The 19209-nt window shown below is 35.2% G+C and carries 19 protein-coding genes; 15 read left to right on the forward strand and 4 right to left on the reverse strand.

Annotated elements, in window-relative coordinates:
- Positions 1-46: 46 nt before the first annotated feature.
- Positions 47-2410, reverse strand: a complete 2364-nt coding sequence (locus MTX13_RS08240) for an arylsulfatase (protein ID WP_250434070.1) — start codon at positions 2408-2410, stop codon at positions 47-49.
- Between the two features lie 135 nt (positions 2411-2545).
- On the opposite strand from MTX13_RS08240, the gene MTX13_RS08245 reads away from it, so the two are divergent.
- The 9 genes from MTX13_RS08245 (at position 2546) to rimO (ending at position 8727) form a co-directional block, all read left to right on the forward strand.
- Positions 2546-3322, forward strand: coding sequence for a 3'-5' exonuclease (locus MTX13_RS08245; RefSeq protein ID WP_250434071.1), 777 nt, complete (start codon positions 2546-2548; stop codon positions 3320-3322).
- Position 3323: 1 nt separating this feature from the next.
- Positions 3324-3935, forward strand: a complete 612-nt coding sequence (locus tag MTX13_RS08250) for a fumarylacetoacetate hydrolase family protein (RefSeq protein WP_250434072.1) — start codon at positions 3324-3326, stop codon at positions 3933-3935.
- On the forward strand, positions 3936-4277 hold the full coding sequence (locus MTX13_RS08255; protein ID WP_250434073.1) for an Hpt domain-containing protein: 342 nt from the start codon (positions 3936-3938) through the stop codon (positions 4275-4277).
- Positions 4277-5524 carry a competence/damage-inducible protein A gene (locus MTX13_RS08260; protein WP_250434074.1) on the forward strand — a complete coding sequence of 416 codons (1248 nt, stop codon included), beginning with the start codon at positions 4277-4279 and terminating at the stop codon, positions 5522-5524. Before MTX13_RS08255 ends, MTX13_RS08260 begins: the two co-directional genes overlap by 1 nt.
- 99 nt (positions 5525-5623) lie before the next feature.
- Positions 5624-5860 (forward strand): 50S ribosomal protein L28, encoded by a 237-nt coding sequence (rpmB, locus tag MTX13_RS08265; RefSeq protein ID WP_104734400.1) that lies wholly within the window; start codon positions 5624-5626, stop codon positions 5858-5860.
- A gap of 23 nt (positions 5861-5883) precedes the next feature.
- A complete protein-coding gene (gene rpmG / locus MTX13_RS08270) occupies positions 5884-6066 on the forward strand; it encodes a 50S ribosomal protein L33 (RefSeq protein WP_007648529.1) in 183 nt (60 codons plus the stop codon).
- Between the two features lie 46 nt (positions 6067-6112).
- Positions 6113-6265 (forward strand): DUF4295 domain-containing protein, encoded by a 153-nt coding sequence (locus tag MTX13_RS08275; RefSeq protein WP_104734399.1) that lies wholly within the window; start codon positions 6113-6115, stop codon positions 6263-6265.
- A 143-nt stretch (positions 6266-6408) separates the two neighbouring features.
- A complete protein-coding gene (gene ftsY, locus MTX13_RS08280) occupies positions 6409-7362 on the forward strand; it encodes a signal recognition particle-docking protein FtsY (protein WP_250434075.1) in 954 nt (317 codons plus the stop codon).
- Positions 7363-7422: 60 nt separating this feature from the next.
- Complete coding sequence (rimO, locus tag MTX13_RS08285; RefSeq protein ID WP_250434077.1) at positions 7423-8727, forward strand: 30S ribosomal protein S12 methylthiotransferase RimO; 1305 nt, start codon at positions 7423-7425, stop codon at positions 8725-8727.
- 31 nt (positions 8728-8758) lie between these two features.
- Here the strand turns inward: rimO and MTX13_RS08290 are convergent, their stop codons facing one another.
- The 3 genes from MTX13_RS08290 to MTX13_RS08300 form a co-directional block, all read right to left on the reverse strand.
- Positions 8759-9277, reverse strand: a complete 519-nt coding sequence (locus MTX13_RS08290; RefSeq protein WP_250434079.1) for a hypothetical protein — start codon at positions 9275-9277, stop codon at positions 8759-8761.
- 170 nt (positions 9278-9447) lie between these two features.
- Positions 9448-10719, reverse strand: a complete 1272-nt coding sequence (locus MTX13_RS08295; protein ID WP_250434080.1) for a carboxypeptidase-like regulatory domain-containing protein — start codon at positions 10717-10719, stop codon at positions 9448-9450.
- 53 nt (positions 10720-10772) lie between these two features.
- The gene (locus MTX13_RS08300) at positions 10773-11570 is read right to left on the reverse strand and encodes a dienelactone hydrolase family protein (protein WP_250434082.1); all 798 of its coding nucleotides are present in this window, start codon (positions 11568-11570) and stop codon (positions 10773-10775) included.
- Between the two features lie 267 nt (positions 11571-11837).
- On the opposite strand from MTX13_RS08300, the gene bshC reads away from it, so the two are divergent.
- From bshC to MTX13_RS08330, 6 genes are read left to right on the forward strand one after another with little or no spacing between them, the layout of a single operon-like run.
- Positions 11838-13442, forward strand: coding sequence for a bacillithiol biosynthesis cysteine-adding enzyme BshC (gene bshC, locus MTX13_RS08305; protein WP_250434084.1), 1605 nt, complete (start codon positions 11838-11840; stop codon positions 13440-13442).
- A 3-nt stretch (positions 13443-13445) separates the two neighbouring features.
- Entirely contained in the window at positions 13446-14816 is a 1371-nt protein-coding gene (locus MTX13_RS08310; RefSeq protein WP_250434086.1) for a pyridoxal phosphate-dependent decarboxylase family protein, read from the forward strand.
- 59 nt (positions 14817-14875) lie between these two features.
- A complete protein-coding gene (guaA, locus tag MTX13_RS08315; RefSeq protein ID WP_250434088.1) occupies positions 14876-16411 on the forward strand; it encodes a glutamine-hydrolyzing GMP synthase in 1536 nt (511 codons plus the stop codon).
- A 44-nt stretch (positions 16412-16455) separates the two neighbouring features.
- Entirely contained in the window at positions 16456-18366 is a 1911-nt protein-coding gene (locus MTX13_RS08320; RefSeq protein ID WP_250434090.1) for an amino acid ABC transporter substrate-binding protein, read from the forward strand.
- Positions 18367-18424: 58 nt separating this feature from the next.
- The gene (locus tag MTX13_RS08325) at positions 18425-18955 is read left to right on the forward strand and encodes a DUF922 domain-containing protein (RefSeq protein ID WP_250434092.1); all 531 of its coding nucleotides are present in this window, start codon (positions 18425-18427) and stop codon (positions 18953-18955) included.
- A gap of 14 nt (positions 18956-18969) precedes the next feature.
- Positions 18970-19200: a DUF3820 family protein gene (locus tag MTX13_RS08330; RefSeq protein WP_250434094.1), complete on the forward strand. Its 231-nt coding sequence runs from the start codon at positions 18970-18972 to the stop codon at positions 19198-19200.
- Positions 19201-19209 lie beyond the last annotated feature (9 nt).

Here is a 19209-nt window from a genome sequence, read left to right on the forward strand (position 1 = left end):
AAAAGTCCAGTTTTTAAAACTGGACTTTTTAAGATTTTTAATTTTATTAATCTGTTAGTGTGATGATAACACGATCTAATTCTCCTGTAAATTTAAATGGGCTTCCTTCATAATTTGGATCCACTTGTGTGCCAGAATCCATACCAACATCAAAGGTTTCAGCTAAAGAGTAGGTACTAATATGCATAGCATCAAAGTACATTTCATCTTGTTTTTCACCATTTACATATATTATACCATCACCAGACCATGGTTTAAATGTTCCGTCTAATTTCGATTTATCAAGTATAAATTCAAATTTCAAATCTGTTTTACCTTTCGGTAATGTATTACTTGTTAAATGGTAATGAACACCATCTAAAAAGTTATAGTCAAAATGAAGTTTGCTATCTTTTATGTACATAGTATATCCACCTGTCATTCCACCGCAAGAAACAATTACACCTTCCTCATTGCCTTGAAGATCAACAGTGGTTTCAATGGTATGAGATCGACCTTTTACAGGTGCTGATGCTTTTTCTGCAATACGAACTGCTCCAGGTGCATAATAAACGTAGTCTGTTTGATCTCCAAAAAGAACTTTGTTTACGTCATTTAAACGCTTTATCATATCATCGTATAAAGGATAGACATTATTTGCAAGTGCTTCTTCGTGAAAAATTTGCTTTAATTCTTCAAGTTTTTCAGGATTTTCTTCAGCTAAATCGTTGCTTTCAGAAAAATCTTCTGCAACATGATATAGTTCCCAAACATCATCTTCAAATGGAATTACAACATTTGTTTCCCATGGCATACGGTTACCATGTAATGTTACGGCTTTCCAACCGTCTGCCCATATGGCACGATTACCAAACATTTCATAGTATTGTTTCTTTTTGGCGTTTGGTGCATCTGGATTGTCAAATGAATATTGCATTGAAACACCCGTAAAAGGCTGTTGTTTTATACCATGATACTCATCAGGAACTTCTATTCCAGTAACTTCTGCAATAGTAGGAGCTATATCACTTATATGATGATACTGTTGTCTAATCGTTCCCTTATCTTTAATGCCATTTGGCCAGTGAACCACTAAATGATCGGCTTGACCACCACGGTGTTCAGACTGTTTAAAATATTTGAATGGTGTGTTCCCTGCCATTGCCCATCCAGCATGGTAATGCGGATAAGTGTCAGCACGTCCCCAACGTTCTAAATTTCTCATGTTGGCTTCAAAAGGTGTTTGCATACCATTTAAAACATAAGTTTCATTAAACGTTCCTGCTAAACCACCTTCTCCAGAAGCACCATTATCAGAGGTTACAAAAATCAATGTATTATCTAACTCATCAATACGTTCTAATGTTTTAATAATTCTTCCAATTTGATGGTCAACAAACTCTAGCTGAGCAGCAAATACTTCCATTTGCCTTGCATAAAGTTTTTTCTCATCGTCATTTAATGAGTCCCAAGCTGGAATTTCATCAATCCTATCAGTGAGTCTAGTATTTTGTGGAATAATTCCTAGACGTTTTTGATTTTCAATTATCTCTTCGCGAACTTTGTCCCAGCCTTGATCAAATTTACCTTTATACTTATCTATATAATGGTCTGGAGCGTGGTGTGGAGAGTGCATAGAACCTGAAGCCCAAAGCATCATAAACGGTAATTCGCTATCTAAAGATTTGTGTCCAGTAATCCATTCTATAGCGCGATCAGCTAAATCCGCATCTAAATGTTTCGATTTTCTATAAGGTTCTGGTGTGTGATCGTTCCACATAACAGGCACAAATTGATGAACATCGGCTGCCATGAAATTATAGCCATGATCAAATCCTTCATCACTTGGCCATCTATCAAATGGTCCTATTTGTGATACTTCATATAATGGTGTGTGATCCCACTTTCCAAGAGAATAATTAACGTAACCTTCTTCTTGTAAATAGTTAGCAATAGATTTTGCAGATGGAGGAACTATAGCATTATATCCTGGGAAACCCATTGCTGTTAAAGCGTGACTTCCTAGCCCAATTTTATGTGGATTACGTCCTGCCATTAAAGTCGCTCTAGAAGGCGAGCAAAGTGCTGTTGTATGAAAATTATTGTAGCGTAGACCATTAGATGCAAGTTTATCTATGCTTGGCGTGTTAATTAAACCACCAAATGACCCTATTTGAGCAAATCCTGTGTCATCTAATAGAAAAATAATAACATTTGGAGATCCTTCTTTCGGTCTTTTCTTCTTAGGCCACCATTGCTCTGAATCTTCATAAGATTCTGCTATTTTTCCTTTAAATTCTTGACCATACTTTTCAAATCCTTCAGGTAGATTTTCTTCAGGATTGCTTAATTTTTCAGATGTATTATTTTGACAACCAAAATAGGTGAGTATTGTCAAAACAAACAAAATTTTTAAAATTGGATGTTTCATAATAGTGTTTTCGTTTTTTGTAAAGGTCGTGATTTTTTTAGATGATTGAAAGTTTTGGTTTTAAATGCTTTAATAGTTTTGATATTGACCTACATTTTCTTTCATTAAACAGTATCTTTGCCAAAAACATTTTTAATGAATCTTAACTTATCAAAACCCATCTGTTTTTTCGATTTAGAAACCACAGGTGTAAACATCACTTCAGACCGTATCGTAGAGATAGCCATACTAAAAGTGTATCCAGATGGTAAAGAAGAATCCAAACGTTGGTTGGTAAATCCGGAGCGGTCAATACCTAAAGAAGTAACCGCTATTCATGGTATTTCAGATGCCGATGTGGCTAATCAACCTACATTTAAAGAACTGGCCAAAGAGATTCATAATATGATTAAGGATTCCGATTTAGGAGGTTTTAATTCTAATAGATTTGATATTCCTTTATTAGCTGAAGAAATGTTGCGAGCCGATGTGGATTTTGATATGAAAAACCGTTTGTCAATAGATGTACAAACCATTTTTCATAAAATGGAACAGCGCACCTTGAGTGCTGCCTATAAATTTTATTGCGATAAAACCTTGGAAGATGCCCACACGGCAGAAGCAGATACGAATGCAACCTACGAAGTGCTAAAGGCGCAAGTCGCCAAATATGAAGAATTGGAAAACAACTCCAAGTTTTTAGCAGAGTTTAGTTCTCGTAAGAAGTTTGCAGATTTTGCAGGTTTTATAACCTATAATAAAAAAGGAGAAGAGTGCTTTTCATTTGGAAAACATAAAGGTAAACGCGTAGAAGATATTTTAGAAGAAGAACCAGGTTATTTTGGTTGGTTGTTAAACGCTGATTTTCCGTTGTATACCAAAAAAGTTTTAACAGCCATTAAATTACGAGCGTTGAATAATAAGTTGAATTAATATGAAACTAATCTGCATCGGTCGTAATTATACCAAGCACATCGAGGAACTGGAAAACGAAAAACCAACAGACCCTGTAGTGTTTTTAAAACCTGACACGGCTATTCTGTTAAAAAAGCAACCGTTTTTTATTCCCGATTTTTCAGATGAGGTGCATCACGAAGTAGAGGTGTTGGTCAAAATAAACAGAGTTGGTAAGTACATTGATAAAAAGTTTGCACACAAATACTATAATGAAATTGGTTTGGGTATCGATTTTACAGCACGTGATCTGCAAGCTAAACTAAAAGAAAAAGGACTGCCTTGGGAAAAGGCAAAAGCTTTTGATGGTGCGGCTGTAATTGGGAAGTGGTTACCTAAAGAACAGTTTTCAGATTTAAACAACATGAATTTTTCACTGCAAAAAAATGATGAGGTCGTCCAACAAGGAAACACCAGTCATATGCTTTGGAAAATAGACGAATTAATAGAATATGTCTCTAAATATTTTACTTTAAAGATTGGAGATATTATATTTACCGGAACACCTGCTGGAGTTGGCAAGGTAGTTGCAAACGATAAAATAAAAGGATTTTTGGAAGACAAAGAACTGTTTTCAATAACAATAAAATAAATGGAACAACATTACAAATTATATCGCGTACGCGAAATGGCAGACAATGATGAAGATTTTATAGCTGCTTTAGCCGCTGCTTTTTTAGAAGAAGTGCCAGAAGACTTGGAACGATTAAAAACGGCAGTTGCCAACACCGATTATTATTCGGCTTATCAAGCCGCTCATAAAATGAAACCTACAGTCGATTTATTTGAGTTGGGTGTGCTTCAAGATCTAATTGAAGTTCAAGATTGGGGGAAATTCGAAAAAACAGACATGGACCCAACCGAAAAATTGAATAATGTTGTAATGGCTGTTGAAAAAGCCACTGAAGAACTAAAAGCAGACTTCGGATTGTAATGCAGGCAGAAATCATAACCATTGGAGATGAAATTCTAATTGGTCAGATTGTCGATACCAATTCAGCATATATTAGCAAACAACTAAATAAAATTGGGGTTTCCGTCTATCAAATTACTTCGGTTCAAGATGATAATGAACACATACTTAAATCTCTGTATGAAGCCGAAGAGAATGCCAATATCATTATCATTACAGGTGGACTTGGTCCAACCAAAGATGATATTACCAAAAGAACATTAGCTGAATATTTTGATGATACTTTGGTACAAAGTGATGCGGTTTTAAAAAACATTGAGCATCTCTGGGAAACTTATATCAAAAAACCATTGGCGCAAGTCAATATCGATCAAGCTTTAGTACCCTCTAAATCAGAGGTGCTAATGAATAAGTTTGGCAGTGCGCCAGGTATGTGGTTAGAGAAAAATGATAAGGTTTTTATATCCTTGCCTGGTGTACCTTATGAAATGAAAGCCTTAATGGAACAAGAGGTTGTTCCAAGATTACGAAAAGCTTATAAGTTTCCTTTTATCAAGCATACAACCTTATTAACCTATGGTTTGGGCGAAAGCTCATTGGCCGAGCGTATTGAAGACTGGGAAGATAATTTGCCCAATTTCATGAAGTTAGCGTATTTGCCTGGTTTAGGGCGTGTACGTTTGCGCCTATCGGCAAAAGCTATGGATAAAGATTTGGTTAAAACCGAAATGCAAAAACAGGTTGAAACCTTACTGCCACAAATTCAGGATATTTTCGCTGGATTTGAAACCGATGATTCTTTGGAAGCTATAGTAGGTAAGCAATTAACTCATTTAGGAAAAACCCTGGCTACGGCGGAAAGTTGCACGGGAGGAAAAATAGCTGAAAGTTTTACGGCTATTCCAGGTGCTTCAAATTATTTTAAAGGTAGTGTGGTAAGCTATGCCACAGAAGCCAAGGTAGATGTTTTGCATGTTTCAGAAGCATTAATTAAAAAACACTCGGTGGTGTCTCAAGAAGTTGCCGAAGCCATGGCAATGGGCGCTTTAAAATTGTTTAAAACCGATTACGCTATCGCTACAACAGGAAATGCAGGTCCAGATAAAGGTGATTCTGATGCAGAAGTTGGTACTGTCTTTATAGCAATAGCTAATAAAGATGCAGTTTACTCCGAAGAATTCAACTTTGGAAACCACAGAAAAAAAGTGATTAGAAAAGCCGTAAACAAAGCTTTTGAAATGCTACAAAAAGAAATTTTAAAAAAGTAGTTATTTTAGTTTGTTGATATTCCAAAGTTTTACTAAATTTGCACCCTGTTTTGAAAGAATAGTCAATTCAGAACACAATAACATTTAAAGGTTAGAACAATGTCAAGAGTTTGTGAACTTACAGGAAAGAAGGCCATGGTTGGAAACAACGTGTCTCACGCGATGAATAAAACAAAGCGTAAATTCAATGCGAATTTAGTTAAGAAGCGTTTTTACATCCCTGAAGAAGATAAGTGGGTTACTTTAAAAGTAGCTGCGTCAACATTAAAGACTATTAACAAAATAGGAATCTCTGCTGCTTTAAAACAAGCGAAGGTTAAAGGTTTCATTAAGTAATAGCTACATAAAAAGTTAGTAAAATGGCAAAGAAAGGTAACAGAATACAAGTAATATTAGAGTGTACAGAGCACAAAGAATCTGGACAACCAGGAACGTCTAGATATATTACAACTAAAAATAAAAAGAACACACCAGATAGAATGGAGATTAAAAAATTTAATCCTATTCTTAAGAGAATGACAGTTCATAAAGAGATTAAGTAATTCAGAGATTTTCACCTTGTGAGAATGTCCTAAAACATATTTAGACATGGCAAAGAAATCAGTAGCATCGTTACAAACAGGATCTAAAAGATTAACAAAAGCTATCAAAATGGTAAAATCTCCAAAAACGGGATCTTACATGTTTGTAGAATCTGTTATGGCTCCAGAGTTAGTAAACGATTGGTTAAACAAACAATAAGAATTTATTCTTAAAGATATATAAGCTGCTTTCGGTTTTCGAAAGCAGCTTTTTGTTTTATATTTACGCCCGAATGACAAAAGTGCAGATGTATTACTTGGGCAAGGCTTTTGTTAGGTAATACAGAGTTATAAATAGTTACTATGAGTTTTTTTAAAAAAATATTTTCTTCTGAAAAAAAAGAAACACTAGACAAGGGTTTAGAAAAATCCAATGCTTCCTTTTTCAATAAATTAAGTAAGGCTGTTGCAGGAAAATCAAAAGTAGATGATGATGTTTTAGATAACCTTGAAGAGGTTTTGGTTACTAGTGATGTAGGTGTTAACACTACTTTAAAGGTTATTGAACGTATTGAAGAACGTGTTGCCAAGGATAAGTATTTAGGAACCGATGAATTGAACAAAATTCTTCGTGAAGAAATTGCTGGATTGTTGAGCGAAACCAATTCGGGTGAAGAAACCGATTATACAATTCCTGTAGATAAAAAACCATATGTGCTTATGGTGGTTGGCGTCAATGGTGTTGGAAAAACAACAACCATTGGTAAGTTAGCGTATCAATTCAAGAAAAAAGGACTCAAAGTGGTCTTGGGTGCTGCCGATACCTTTAGAGCTGCAGCTATCGATCAATTGCAGGTCTGGGCGGACCGTGTAGATGTTCCTATGGTAAGACAAGACATGGGGAGTGATCCTGCTTCGGTGGCTTTCGATGCCTTGCAATCTGGCGTTAAACAAGATGCCGATGTTATTATTATTGATACAGCTGGTCGTTTACACAATAAAGTGAACTTAATGAACGAGCTTACCAAAGTTAAGCGCGTTATGCAAAAAGTAGTTGGCGATGCTCCTCATGATGTATTATTGGTTTTAGATGGTTCTACAGGTCAAAACGCATTTGAACAAGCCAAACAATTTACAGCTGCAACCGAAGTCACGTCGCTGGCGGTTACCAAATTAGATGGTACAGCAAAAGGAGGTGTAGTTATTGGTATTTCAGATCAATTTCAAATTCCTGTAAAATATATAGGTGTCGGGGAAGGTATTGAAGATTTACAAGTCTTTAATAAATACGAGTTTGTAGACTCCTTCTTCAAATAATAATTAACGTACTGCTATCTTTAACTTGTTGAAGGATCTTTATTTAATTAGATAAGTTTCATGCGAACAAAGTCACGTAAAAAAAATAAAATCAATGTGGTTACACTAGGCTGTAGTAAAAATGTTTACGACAGTGAGGTGCTAATGGGTCAGCTTAAAGCCAATGGTAAAGAAGTGGCTCACGAGGAAGAAGGGAATGTTGTAGTTATCAATACCTGTGGATTTATCAATAATGCCAAGGAAGAGAGTGTGAATACCATTTTGGAATTCATGCAAAAAAAGGAAGCAGGTGAAGTGGATAAGGTATTTGTTACAGGTTGTTTGAGTGAACGCTACAAACCCGATTTACAAAAGGAAATTCCTGATGTAGATGCCTATTTTGGAACAACAGAATTACCACACTTATTAAAAGCTTTAGGTGCCGATTACAAGCATGAGTTGATAGGTGAGCGTTTAACAACCACGCCTAAAAATTATGCCTATTTAAAAATAGCAGAAGGTTGCGACAGACCTTGTAGTTTTTGCGCCATTCCCCTTATGCGTGGTAAACACAAAAGTACATCAATTGAGGAATTGGTAACAGAAGCTGAAAAACTGGCGGCCAATGGTGTAAAGGAGCTCATTTTAATAGCCCAGGATTTAACCTATTACGGGCTCGATTTATACAAAAAGCGCAATCTGGCCGAACTGTTGGAAGCCTTGGTAAAAGTAGAGGGTATTGAGTGGATTCGTTTGCATTATGCCTTTCCAACAGGTTTCCCATTGGATGTTTTGGATGTCATGAAACGCGAGCCCAAAATCTGTAATTATCTGGATATTCCGTTACAGCATATTTCCAATGATATTTTAAAGAGTATGCGTCGTGGAACAACCAAAGAAAAAACCACCAAGCTCATCAAACAGTTTCGTGAAGCAGTTCCAGAGATGACCATTCGTACCACATTAATTGTTGGGTATCCTGGCGAAACCGAAGAAAATTTTCAAGAGTTGAAACAATGGGTACAAGATATGCGTTTTGAGCGTTTAGGTTGTTTTACATATTCCCACGAAGAAAATACACATGCCTATAATTTAGAGGACGATGTTCCTGAAGATGTGAAGCAAGAACGTGCCAATGAAATTATGGAAATACAATCGCAAATTTCTTGGGAGCTGAATCAAGCCAAAATAGGCCAGGAATTCAAGGTGGTTATTGATCGAAAAGAAGGTAGCTACTTTGTTGGGCGTACAGAATACGATTCTCCAGATGTGGATAATGAGGTGTTAATTGATGCTTCTAAAACCTACTTAAAAACGGGTGAATATACACAAGTAAAAATAACCGATGCTGCTGACTTTGATCTCTATGCAGAAGTGGTGAGTTAGGGAGTTTCGTTATTGGTTTTGTAAGAGTTTTTTATTTTATTCGTTCATATTCAAGTAAACTCGTATACTTAAATCCAGCAGGAAAAATAACAAGAATCGCCCCAAATTCGTGATTTATTCTTTCTATAATTATTGAATTATCGTTTAATATAATTCGCTTTTTGTCATTCGCAAATGTTCCAAAAATATAAGGTAAACCTGAAATGCTTAAACTTTGTTTTATATAGAAAATTCCCTTTTCAATTCTACCTTTAATTATATCATTTTTTATTTTAATTCCATTTTGATAAAGGTTAAATTCTAATTCTTTTTCACTGACTAATTTTAATTCAGCAAAATAATCGTAGTCCGTATTTAAATCAAGCTTATATTTTTCTGAATTCCACCAGATTCCAAAAATATTTTCATAAATATTAGTGATATTTAAAGAATCAGAAACTCCGTATATTTTATACTTTCCGTCTATCTCTCCAAATTCAGGAATAGTCTTTGGTTTTGAATACGTTTTAATGGTGTCTTTAGAATAACTGGCACAATTTAAAATTGACAATGAAAATATTATTAAAATTGTAATGTTGATTGTTCTATACGCCATTTTACAAATAAAGTATAATACAATTATATAAACTTTTTTAATGGCTTATATCAAGATTTAAATAAAGTTCTGTTAATTTTTAATTAAAGCAATATTTTTTTAATAACCTTAAAAGACTATCAATTTCACTGAACCTTGTCTAGCTTCTTTTTTATCTTCTTTATGGCAGATTCAATAGACTTTTCGGGCTCAATAATATTGTATTCGCCCCAAAATTCCGGGTCGTTAAACCCAGAGGCTTCATCAACCAAAATGCTAGTTGGTCTTAATATTAGGTTTCTGTTGTTTGGTTTTTCGTACTTCACCTTTGTAGGCTCCCAATCGGTTATGGCCATTTCACTGTTAAGCGTATAATAACTGCTAAACAGTCTGCCTTTCCAATTCACTTTAAAAGTGAGTAAAATGTTGCTATAGCTATAATACCATTTACCATTACTTGTTCTGTAATTAACGCGGTAATTGGCTTGCGTAGGGTAGACCGTTGCTCTACTGGGTTTTTTGCGTACAAACAGTTCGCTAGCAAGAACCTTATTGTCCACATTTAAACTAAATATGGCACTGGTTAAAGCAAAATTTTGTGAATCGATATATAGCTTTCCAAAATACAACGGGATTTTCAATTCAGGACGTTGCTTAAAATTCACAATATAAATTAGCTGGTCGTTAATTTGGGTGGGTTTGTCAAAAGTAAAGATATAGTCTGATAAGTTGTCTTCTGAAAAAATATACTGCGGATATTTTATTATATCGGCAAACAAATTACTAAACGGGCCACCTTGTAGCTTTAAGGCTATGGTATCTAGCCTTGAATAGTTTGTGTTTTTGCGCACCTTTACAATTTTAACGGCATCGCGTTTATTGCTTGTTGTAGGTTGTTTGTAAATTTCAACAACGGCTTCAGATAAGGAGGCATTTTGGCGCCTTTTTCTTATGGTTTCTCTGTAAAAACCAGTCATAGATATACCTGTGCTAAACGAATTGTCGCCTTTGCGTTTCAACATAAGCCGCACTAACGTTTCGGCATCTTTTGGCGCGTTAATGGTGACTTCGTTTAAGGTGGTTACAGATGGATTTAAGCGAATGTTATCATTGCGTAACAACGCTGGTATGGGTATGGTCTGCTCCTCGTAACCAAGATATTGAACTACAACCGATTTATGCTGTAAGGAATCCGGGATTTTTAATAAATAATCCCCTTCGGTATTCGTAATTGTGGCAATATTTGTGCCTTGCACAATAAGGTCGGCAAACACCAAAGGGTCTTTAGTATTGCTGTCGGTAACAGAGCCATTAATTTCTAAAAAGGCATTGTTTTTCTCTTGCGCATACCCTAATGAACCTGAAAATAAAAACAGGTTTATTACAAATAAATAGCAATATGGATACCGTAATTTCATGACGATAAAATGGTAATTTGAAATTACGAATTATCTTTTAAATAACCCTTAAGTTAATTCCAAACGTAGTTTTCAAGCCAATTGGATGCATTTTGTAAATACGAAACATATTCGCAAGGTTCCAGATGGGTTAGGTTAGGAGCAACTTCTAAAGTAACATCACTTCCTGCTGCGTTTGTGTCTGTTATCCAGTCTTCAATATCTGCAAGAGGGAACAACTCATCGTTTTCCCCATGAATGGCATACATGGGTATGGGCATAACCCTTGCTGATCCGTTTTGGTTATACGAACCGTAAGTACTCGCCATGGGGATAGCAGCTGAAAAGTAACTAGAACGTGTTTCGCCTAAATACCAACTTCCGTTTCCACCATCACTGTACCCATTAACTACAATTTTAGTGGGGTCTACTGGTAAAAACTCTACAGCTAAATCGACTAACGATAATACTTGCTCTACGTTATAGGAATGAAACCAAGCCAATTGGTCGGCATTCGGACTAATAATTATAGCATCCAAGGATTCAAAACCAGGTTCGGCATAGCAATCGGTCTGCTTATGTGCATCGGGATTGTTTATCAATACACCACCATGTAGCGTAATAATTAAGGGTCGGTTATTGTTTGTAAAATCTACATCTGGCATAATTACCCTAAAGTTCCAGACAAAATTAAAATGGTTTAAAAGAGCAATGTCATTATTGCCAGTAGTGAAGTCAATCTCGCTAAAGTCTTGGCGTACATCGTCAAATGAACGTTGTGGCACAAATGGCTCGTCACTGTCGTCTGAACTACAGCTAAAAGTTAGCACAAGTGCAAACAGACAAATAAATGGTAATTTTAAATGTTTCATGGTTGTCAATTTTTTAATAAATGTAGTAAAAATGTGGTTATTAATCATGTAATCAGTTATAAAGTTAGCTTTCTAAAAAATGAATTTGGTGTTAAATTGAGTGAATCCTACTCTTTAATTAGGGAATCGTGACATATGGTTAGGGAATAGTCTTTTTCCTGCAAATACCGGTTAAATTAAAACTTGGCTGTTAAAAAAAAGCTAAAAATCATATATTGAAATATAGTTTATAAAAGATGGTATCTTTACATAAATTTTGAATTGCGTATGCCAACAAATAGTGTTCCCTTTCGAGAAACCCATTATTTTTCAAACTTAATATGTGATTATTTAGATGAAAAACCTGAATGGCAACCGTTTTACAATCGTTTTCCCAAAATAGAAAACTTCAAGGCTCAAATAGAAGAAAAACGAAAAACATGTTCTCCACAAACCAGAAAAAGCCTTGTAAAATCGCTTAATGAGCAATATAAAAATGTTGAGGCGTCGAAACTTACATTTCAAAATATAAATGCCTTACAAAACGAAACAACATTTACGGTTACTACAGGTCATCAATTAAATTTATTTACGGGACCACTTTACTTTTTCTACAAAATAGTATCTACCATAAATCTATGTAAAGAATTAAAGGCAGCATATCCAGAATTTAATTTTGTACCCATATACTGGATGGCCACAGAAGATCATGATTTTGAGGAAATAAATTTTTTCAACTTTAATAATGAAAAGATACAATGGATTAAGGACGCTTCGGGAGCAGTTGGTGAATTGCATTTAAGTGACATTGAGAATGTATTTCATGTTTTTGAAGAAAAGCTAGGGTTAGGTAAGCATGCCAATGAATTGAAACAACTTTTTAAAACGGCATATTTAAAACATCAAACCTTAACAGAAGCCACTAGATATTTGGTTAATGAACTGTTTACCGAATATGGACTTGTAATTTTGGATGGAAATGATAACGGTTTAAAATCGTTATTTAAGCCATTTATAAAAGATGAACTTCTCAACAAAACAGCCTATAGGCATGTGTCTGAAACCAACGAAAGAATTAAGGAGGTTAATGCAGATTATACCATTCAGGTTAATCCTAGGGAAATTAATCTGTTTTATCTAAACCAAGGTGTTAGAGAACGTATTGTGGAAGATAAAGGGCAGTACTCGGTTTTGGAAACCCAATTAAAATGGGATGCGGAAACCTTGCTAAAAGAGGTGGATAGTCATCCAGAACGTTTTAGTCCTAATGTTATTTTAAGGCCTTTATATCAAGAAGTGATTTTGCCCAACTTATGTTACATTGGTGGAGGTGGCGAATTGGCATATTGGTTTCAATTACAATCCAATTTTGAAGCTCAAGGTGTTACGTTTCCAATGCTGTTACTTCGCAATTCGGTTTTAGTTACATCTCAAAAACAGCGTTCTAAACTCGAAAAGCTTGATTTAAAAATAACAGACCTATTCATGAATCAAGATGAGCTTGTTTCAAAAGTAGCAAAGCACATATCGTCAATAGAAATAGATTTTTCAAGTCAAAAGGAACACCTTAAAAATCAATTTAAGGGTTTATATAAGTTGTCTGAACAAACCGACAAATCGTTTGTTGGAGCTGTAGCTGCGCAAGAACGCAAACAGATAAAAGGTTTAGAACATCTTGAAAAACGGTTGTTAAAGGCTCAAAAAAGAAAACATAGTGAACTTCTAAATCGCGTTTCCCAATTGCAAAACGAATTATTTCCAAATGGAAGTTTACAAGAACGTTATGCCAATTTTTCAGAGTTTTATTTAGTCTATGGAGACCAATTTATTCAACAGTTAGTCGTAAATTTGCAACCGCTAAAAGGGGAGTTTACAATACTAAATTTAGACTAATTCATGCATAAGATTGATATTGAACTTATTGAAATGACGCTAGACGTCATGAAGTACGCCATTGGTAGAATTTCAGCAACCGAACACGAAATAGGAAAACCCAAAAAAGCGGAAGAGTTAAAAGCTTTAGTAGGTGAAACTGTAACGGAAAAAGGTATCGGTGGCGAATACGCATTTAATCTTTGGAAAGAACATTTGTCTAAAGCCAATGTTCCCGTGGATCACCCCAGAAATTTAGCGTTTGTTCCAGCCTCACCAACACGAGCTGCTGTAATGTTCGATTTGGTAACGTCGGCTTCAAGTATTCATGGTGCCTATTGGATGGAAGGTGCTGGAGGTATTTTTTGTGAAAATGAAGCTATGAAATGGATCGTCTCATTGACTGGTCTGCCTGAAGGTGCTTTTGGAGTATTTACAAGTGGAGGCACTGCTGCCAATTTATCGGCAATTGTTACGGCTAGAGAATATTGGAGACGCGATGATACCTATAGACGTGAGAAGGGCTTGATAATAACATCAATCGGTGCGCATTCATCAATTAAGGCCATGGCCAAAGTGGCAGATGTCGATATATTATTGGTAGATACTGAAGAGAAACTTACAGGAAGCTCACTTCGTGAAACCATTGATAATTTAACTTTTCATCAACGCAAGCGCTTATTCGCAGTTGTGGCAACTGGAGGAACAACCAATGCTGGAATTATAGATGATTTGGAAGGTATTGCCGAAGTTTGCGAAACCGAAAGATTATGGTTTCATGTCGATGCAGCTTATGGAGGTGGGGCTCTTGCGGCAGATTCTGTTAGACCTTTGTTTAAAGGGATTGAGCGGGCTGATAGTATCACTATAGACCCTCATAAATGGATGTTTTCACCTTATGATTGTGGAGCGGTTATTTATAAAAAACCAGAATTGGCCAAAGAAGCACATTCACAACAAGGTTCGTATTTAGATATTTTTAAAGATGAAGGTGCCCATGGTTTTAATCCAACCGATTATCAAATACAATTAACACGTCGTGTGAGAGGCTTGCCACTATGGTTTTCATTAGCAACACATGGTACAGATAGATATAAGGAGTCTGTAGAAAGAGGAATTGAATTGGCACAAATAGCAGGAAAAATGATAGAAGCCGACCCTAACTTGGAGTTAGTAAGAGAGCCAAGTTTATCTTGTGTGCTTTATAGAAGAATAGGCTGGAAGCCGGAAGACTATACACATTGGACCTACGAAAATCACAAAAAAGGATTTGCATTGGTTACACCAACAAAATGGAAAAATGGAGATACTTTTGAAACCGTTTCAAGGTTTTGCTTTATTAATCCAGATACCACTGAAAAGGATATTCAGTTGATTTTGGAATCCATGCAATAAATATATAAAAAAATAGTGATGGACGTATGTCAATCTAAATGCAATTAATACTTTTGCACATGCAACACAACAACGTACTTATTTTAGACTTCGGATCGCAATATACACAGCTTATTGCGAGACGTGTAAGGGAACTCAATATTTACTGCGAGATTCACCCGTTTAACAAAATTCCAAACAACATTGAAAGCTATAAGGCTGTTATCTTATCAGGTAGCCCTAACTCTGTAAGAGGAGAAGATGTTTTGCATCCTGATTTAAAACATATTCGTGGCGAGAAACCATTACTGGCGGTTTGCTATGGTGCGCAATATTTGGCTCATTTTTCTGGAGGCGAGGTAGCACCTTCAAATACTAGAGAGTATGGTCGTGCCAACTTATCGTATATAAAAGAAAAAGAACCGTTTTTTTACAATATATATGAAGGTAGCCAAGTTTGGATGAGCCATAGCGATACCATTAAGAAACTCCCTGAAAATGGTGTGCTTTTGGCAAGTACTCACGACGTTGAAAATGCGGCCTATAAAATTGAAGGTGAGCAGACTTATGCTATTCAGTTTCATCCAGAAGTATACCATTCAAAAGATGGAAAACAATTATTAGAAAACTTTTTGGTAGATATAGCTGGAGTTAATCAAGATTGGACACCACAATCCTTTGTTGAAGAAACAGTTGAAGATTTAAAGCAAAAGCTTGGTAATGATAAAGTTGTTTTGGGTTTATCTGGAGGCGTAGATTCTTCCGTTGCTGCCATGCTATTGCACAAAGCTATTGGTAAAAACCTGTATTGCATATTTGTTAATAATGGTCTTCTTAGAAAGAATGAATTCCATGATGTGCTTGAGCAATACAAGGGCATGGGACTAAATGTAAAGGGTGTTGATGCTTCGGCACGCTTTTTGGATGCCCTAAAAGGATTAAGCGATCCAGAGCAAAAGCGTAAAGCTATTGGTCGTGTGTTTATTGAAGTTTTTGATGATGAAGCTCATGAAATTACCGATGTAAAATGGTTGGCTCAAGGAACTATTTATCCAGATGTTATTGAAAGTGTTTCTGCAACTGGAGGTCCAAGTGCAACCATAAAAAGTCATCATAATGTTGGTGGTTTACCAGATTTTATGAAGCTTAAAGTTGTTGAACCCCTAAAAGCATTGTTCAAAGATGAGGTTAGACGTGTTGGTGCTTCAATGCACATGGAAAAATCACTTTTAGGCAGACACCCATTTCCAGGTCCAGGTCTTGCCATTAGAATTTTGGGGGATATTACGGCTGAAAAAGTTCGTATATTACAAGAAGTTGATGCCATTTTTATAAATAATTTAAAGAAGTGGGATTTATACGATAGTGTTTGGCAAGCAGGAGCCATATTATTGCCGGTAAATAGCGTAGGTGTAATGGGAGATGAGCGTACCTATGAAAAATGTGTGGCATTAAGAGCTGTTGAAAGTACAGATGGTATGACAGCAGATTGGGTGAATTTACCTTATGAGTTCTTACAAAAAACATCAAACGAAATAATAAATAAGGTAAAAGGCGTTAATAGAGTAGTATACGATATCAGCTCAAAGCCGCCTGCAACTATAGAGTGGGAATAGTCTTTAATTAAACTTTTACCGTATATAATTAAAATTAATATCACATGAAACAGTTTTTTTATCTTATAACCTTACTATTTGTCTTTAGTTGTGCAAGTATAAATGCGCAAAACTACAAAACCCATAAAGTTAAAGATGGAGAAACTATAGAAAGTATAGCCAAGCAGTATTTGGTCACACCCTATGATATTTATGCTTTAAATCCTGATGCTAAAAAAGGAATAAAGAAAAATACAGTTTTAATTATTCCAGATTCTAAAGTAACAGATGCTCCACAAGCTGCCATTTCAAAAGAATTGATCGGATTCAAGGAGCATAAGGTTAAACGTAGGGAGACCCTTTATAGTCTTTCTAAAGAATATGATGTCACTGAAGATGAAATTAAAAAGCACAACACGTTTTTATATGCCAATAATTTAAGAAAGGGTGACAAATTAAAAATACCTGTCTATAAAAAAACATTGGTGGTTGTCGAGCCTGTTTCACCTACTAATACTTATACAGTATTGCCAAAAGAGGGGAAATGGCGCATAGCTTACAAATATGGCATTACGGTAAATGAATTGGAAGCTTTAAATCCTAATATGCCAGAAGTATTAAGCCCTGGCGATAAAGTTTATGTTCCTAATGTTGATAAGGATGAAGTAAAAGAGGTAAGTGAGCAATATTCCTACTATGAGGTTTTGCCCAAAGAAGGGTTTTACAGATTAAAATTAAAATTAGGTTTAGAACAGGATGAACTGGAAGCTTTAAATCCAGAATTAAAAAATGGTGGGCTAAAGGTAGGCATGGTTTTAAAAATACCTTTTACTGGTGAGGTCAATGGTGAGATAGCTGATATTGAAGATGTGGATTTGACTTCAAAACATATGAATGGTGAGACTAAACATATTGCTGTAATGTTACCATTTAAGCTAGATAAAGTTGTTCTAGATTCTATTACCGATACTAAGAGGCAAATTAATCGAGATCCTTACTTAAAAACATCTTTAGATTTTTATTCGGGTGTTTTAGTGGCTTTCGATTCCCTGAAACGATTGGGAGTTTCATTAAAAGTAGACGTTTACGATACAAGAAATATGTCAAGTGAAGTGTCAACTATCTTAAGAACTGAAGACCTCAATGCTGTTGATGCGGTTATTGGTCCTTTTATGCCAGATAATGTTGAACGTGTTGCACAAGCTTTAAATGCGTACCAAGTTCCTGTTGTTTCACCCTTAACTAAAAATGTTAAATTATTAGATAACGTTTTTCAAACAAGGCCTTCAGAAGATTTGTTGTCGAATAAAATTATTGAGTATGTAAAAACTGATTCTACGTTAAGTCAAATAATCGTTATAGCTGATCATGAACATACAAAAGTTAGTGATAATTTAAAGCGCATATTCAATAGAGCATCACAAGTGTATTCTAGAAAAAATAAAGAAGGAGTTGATGCTTATTTTATTTTGGATAGTGATATTATTGATAAATTGAAACCAGGAAAGAACATAGTGTTTTTAGAGACAGACAATTCTGGCTTAATTTCAAACGTTACCAGCAAACTAAACGCTTTAAGAACAGATGATATTGAGATTGTGTTGGCTACTACTAATATGAATAAAGCCTTTGAGGATGATGAGGTATCTAACTATCATTTATCAAACTTACAATTTCATTTTCCTACAATAGCGAAAACCTATAATGAAGAAGACAATAATAGTTTTGCTAAACATTACCAATCGCGTTTTGGTATAACACCAAATGCTATAGCTGTTAGAGGTTTTGATTTAACTATGGATGTTGTGTTACGATTGGCTACAAACTCTAATTTATACGAGTCAGTTGTTAATGACCCATTAACTGAATATGTGGAGAACAAGTTTTCTTATAAAAAGGAGATGTTAGGAGGCTATTATAATAACACGGTATATTTGGTAAAGTACGATGGGTTAAAAATCGTAGAGGTGAAATAAGGGTTCTTACCTTTGATTATGCCTACAATATTTTAGAATATCGTGTCGTTAATAATTTATGTTTCGCATTCTTGTTTTTTGTTTAATACCCTTGTTTCTTTTAAAAAGTGACCAAAGTATTCCTTGGCAAAAAAATTATAAATTAAGTTGGGAGAATTTTATAGGGCAACCTGACACTAATTCTGATGCTGCTGCGGTAACGTCTTCGGGTATTACATTCGGTTATCGGTTAAGTCGTGTTAATAATGTTGTGGAGAGTATTCGTGTTGAAGCCACAGCGCATTTTTACCCTGAAAAGTCTTGGTTTAAACCAAAAGAAGCTGATAATCATATTTTGGCTCATGAGCAGTTACATTTTGATATTACCGAATTATATACACGTAAATTACGAAAGGCTACTTCTCAAGTTACTATTTCTCAAAACGCAAATAATGAATTGGACGCCATTCACAACAAAATAGTCAAGGAACTACATGATTTTCAAAATCAATATGATAACGAAACCAATTATTCAAGAAATCATGAGGCTCAAGCCAAATGGCAAAAAAGTATTAAGGAGGCTTTAGAAGCTTTAAATGATTACCAATAGTTGAATTAAAAAAAGTGCAACCAGATAAAGAATTTCTTATAAAATTAGCACATACTAAAATGCCTTATGGGAAATATAAGGATAGGTATTTAATAGATTTACCAGAGTACTACATAGTGTGGTATCATAGTAAAGGGTTTCCTAAAGGTAGGTTGGGCGATTATCTTCAAACGGTTTACGAGCTAAAAGTTAATGGGTTAGAAGATTTGGTAAGGAATATTAAAAATAACTTCCCAAGACCGTAAAGCTTAAAA

The sequence above is a fragment of the Hanstruepera flava genome (assembly GCF_023634025.1).
Lineage (GTDB): Bacteria > Bacteroidota > Bacteroidia > Flavobacteriales > Flavobacteriaceae > Hanstruepera > Hanstruepera flava.

Excerpts from the sequence above, each read along its gene's own strand:
- MTX13_RS08240 (WP_250434070.1), bottom strand. The coding sequence starts at position 2,410 with ATGAAACATCCAATTTTAAAAATTTTGTTTGTTTTGACAATACTCACC.
- MTX13_RS08245 (WP_250434071.1), top strand. The coding sequence starts at position 2,546 with ATGAATCTTAACTTATCAAAACCCATCTGTTTTTTCGATTTAGAAACC.
- MTX13_RS08250 (WP_250434072.1), top strand. The coding sequence starts at position 3,324 with ATGAAACTAATCTGCATCGGTCGTAATTATACCAAGCACATCGAGGAA.
- MTX13_RS08255 (WP_250434073.1), top strand. The coding sequence starts at position 3,936 with ATGGAACAACATTACAAATTATATCGCGTACGCGAAATGGCAGACAAT.
- MTX13_RS08260 (WP_250434074.1), top strand. The coding sequence starts at position 4,277 with ATGCAGGCAGAAATCATAACCATTGGAGATGAAATTCTAATTGGTCAG.
- rpmB (WP_104734400.1), top strand. The coding sequence starts at position 5,624 with ATGTCAAGAGTTTGTGAACTTACAGGAAAGAAGGCCATGGTTGGAAAC.
- rpmG (WP_007648529.1), top strand. The coding sequence starts at position 5,884 with ATGGCAAAGAAAGGTAACAGAATACAAGTAATATTAGAGTGTACAGAG.
- MTX13_RS08275 (WP_104734399.1), top strand. The coding sequence starts at position 6,113 with ATGGCAAAGAAATCAGTAGCATCGTTACAAACAGGATCTAAAAGATTA.
- ftsY (WP_250434075.1), top strand. The coding sequence starts at position 6,409 with ATGAGTTTTTTTAAAAAAATATTTTCTTCTGAAAAAAAAGAAACACTA.
- rimO (WP_250434077.1), top strand. The coding sequence starts at position 7,423 with ATGCGAACAAAGTCACGTAAAAAAAATAAAATCAATGTGGTTACACTA.
- MTX13_RS08295 (WP_250434080.1), bottom strand. The coding sequence starts at position 10,719 with ATGAAATTACGGTATCCATATTGCTATTTATTTGTAATAAACCTGTTT.
- MTX13_RS08300 (WP_250434082.1), bottom strand. The coding sequence starts at position 11,570 with ATGAAACATTTAAAATTACCATTTATTTGTCTGTTTGCACTTGTGCTA.
- bshC (WP_250434084.1), top strand. The coding sequence starts at position 11,838 with ATGCCAACAAATAGTGTTCCCTTTCGAGAAACCCATTATTTTTCAAAC.
- MTX13_RS08310 (WP_250434086.1), top strand. The coding sequence starts at position 13,446 with ATGCATAAGATTGATATTGAACTTATTGAAATGACGCTAGACGTCATG.
- guaA (WP_250434088.1), top strand. The coding sequence starts at position 14,876 with ATGCAACACAACAACGTACTTATTTTAGACTTCGGATCGCAATATACA.
- MTX13_RS08320 (WP_250434090.1), top strand. The coding sequence starts at position 16,456 with ATGAAACAGTTTTTTTATCTTATAACCTTACTATTTGTCTTTAGTTGT.
- MTX13_RS08325 (WP_250434092.1), top strand. The coding sequence starts at position 18,425 with ATGTTTCGCATTCTTGTTTTTTGTTTAATACCCTTGTTTCTTTTAAAA.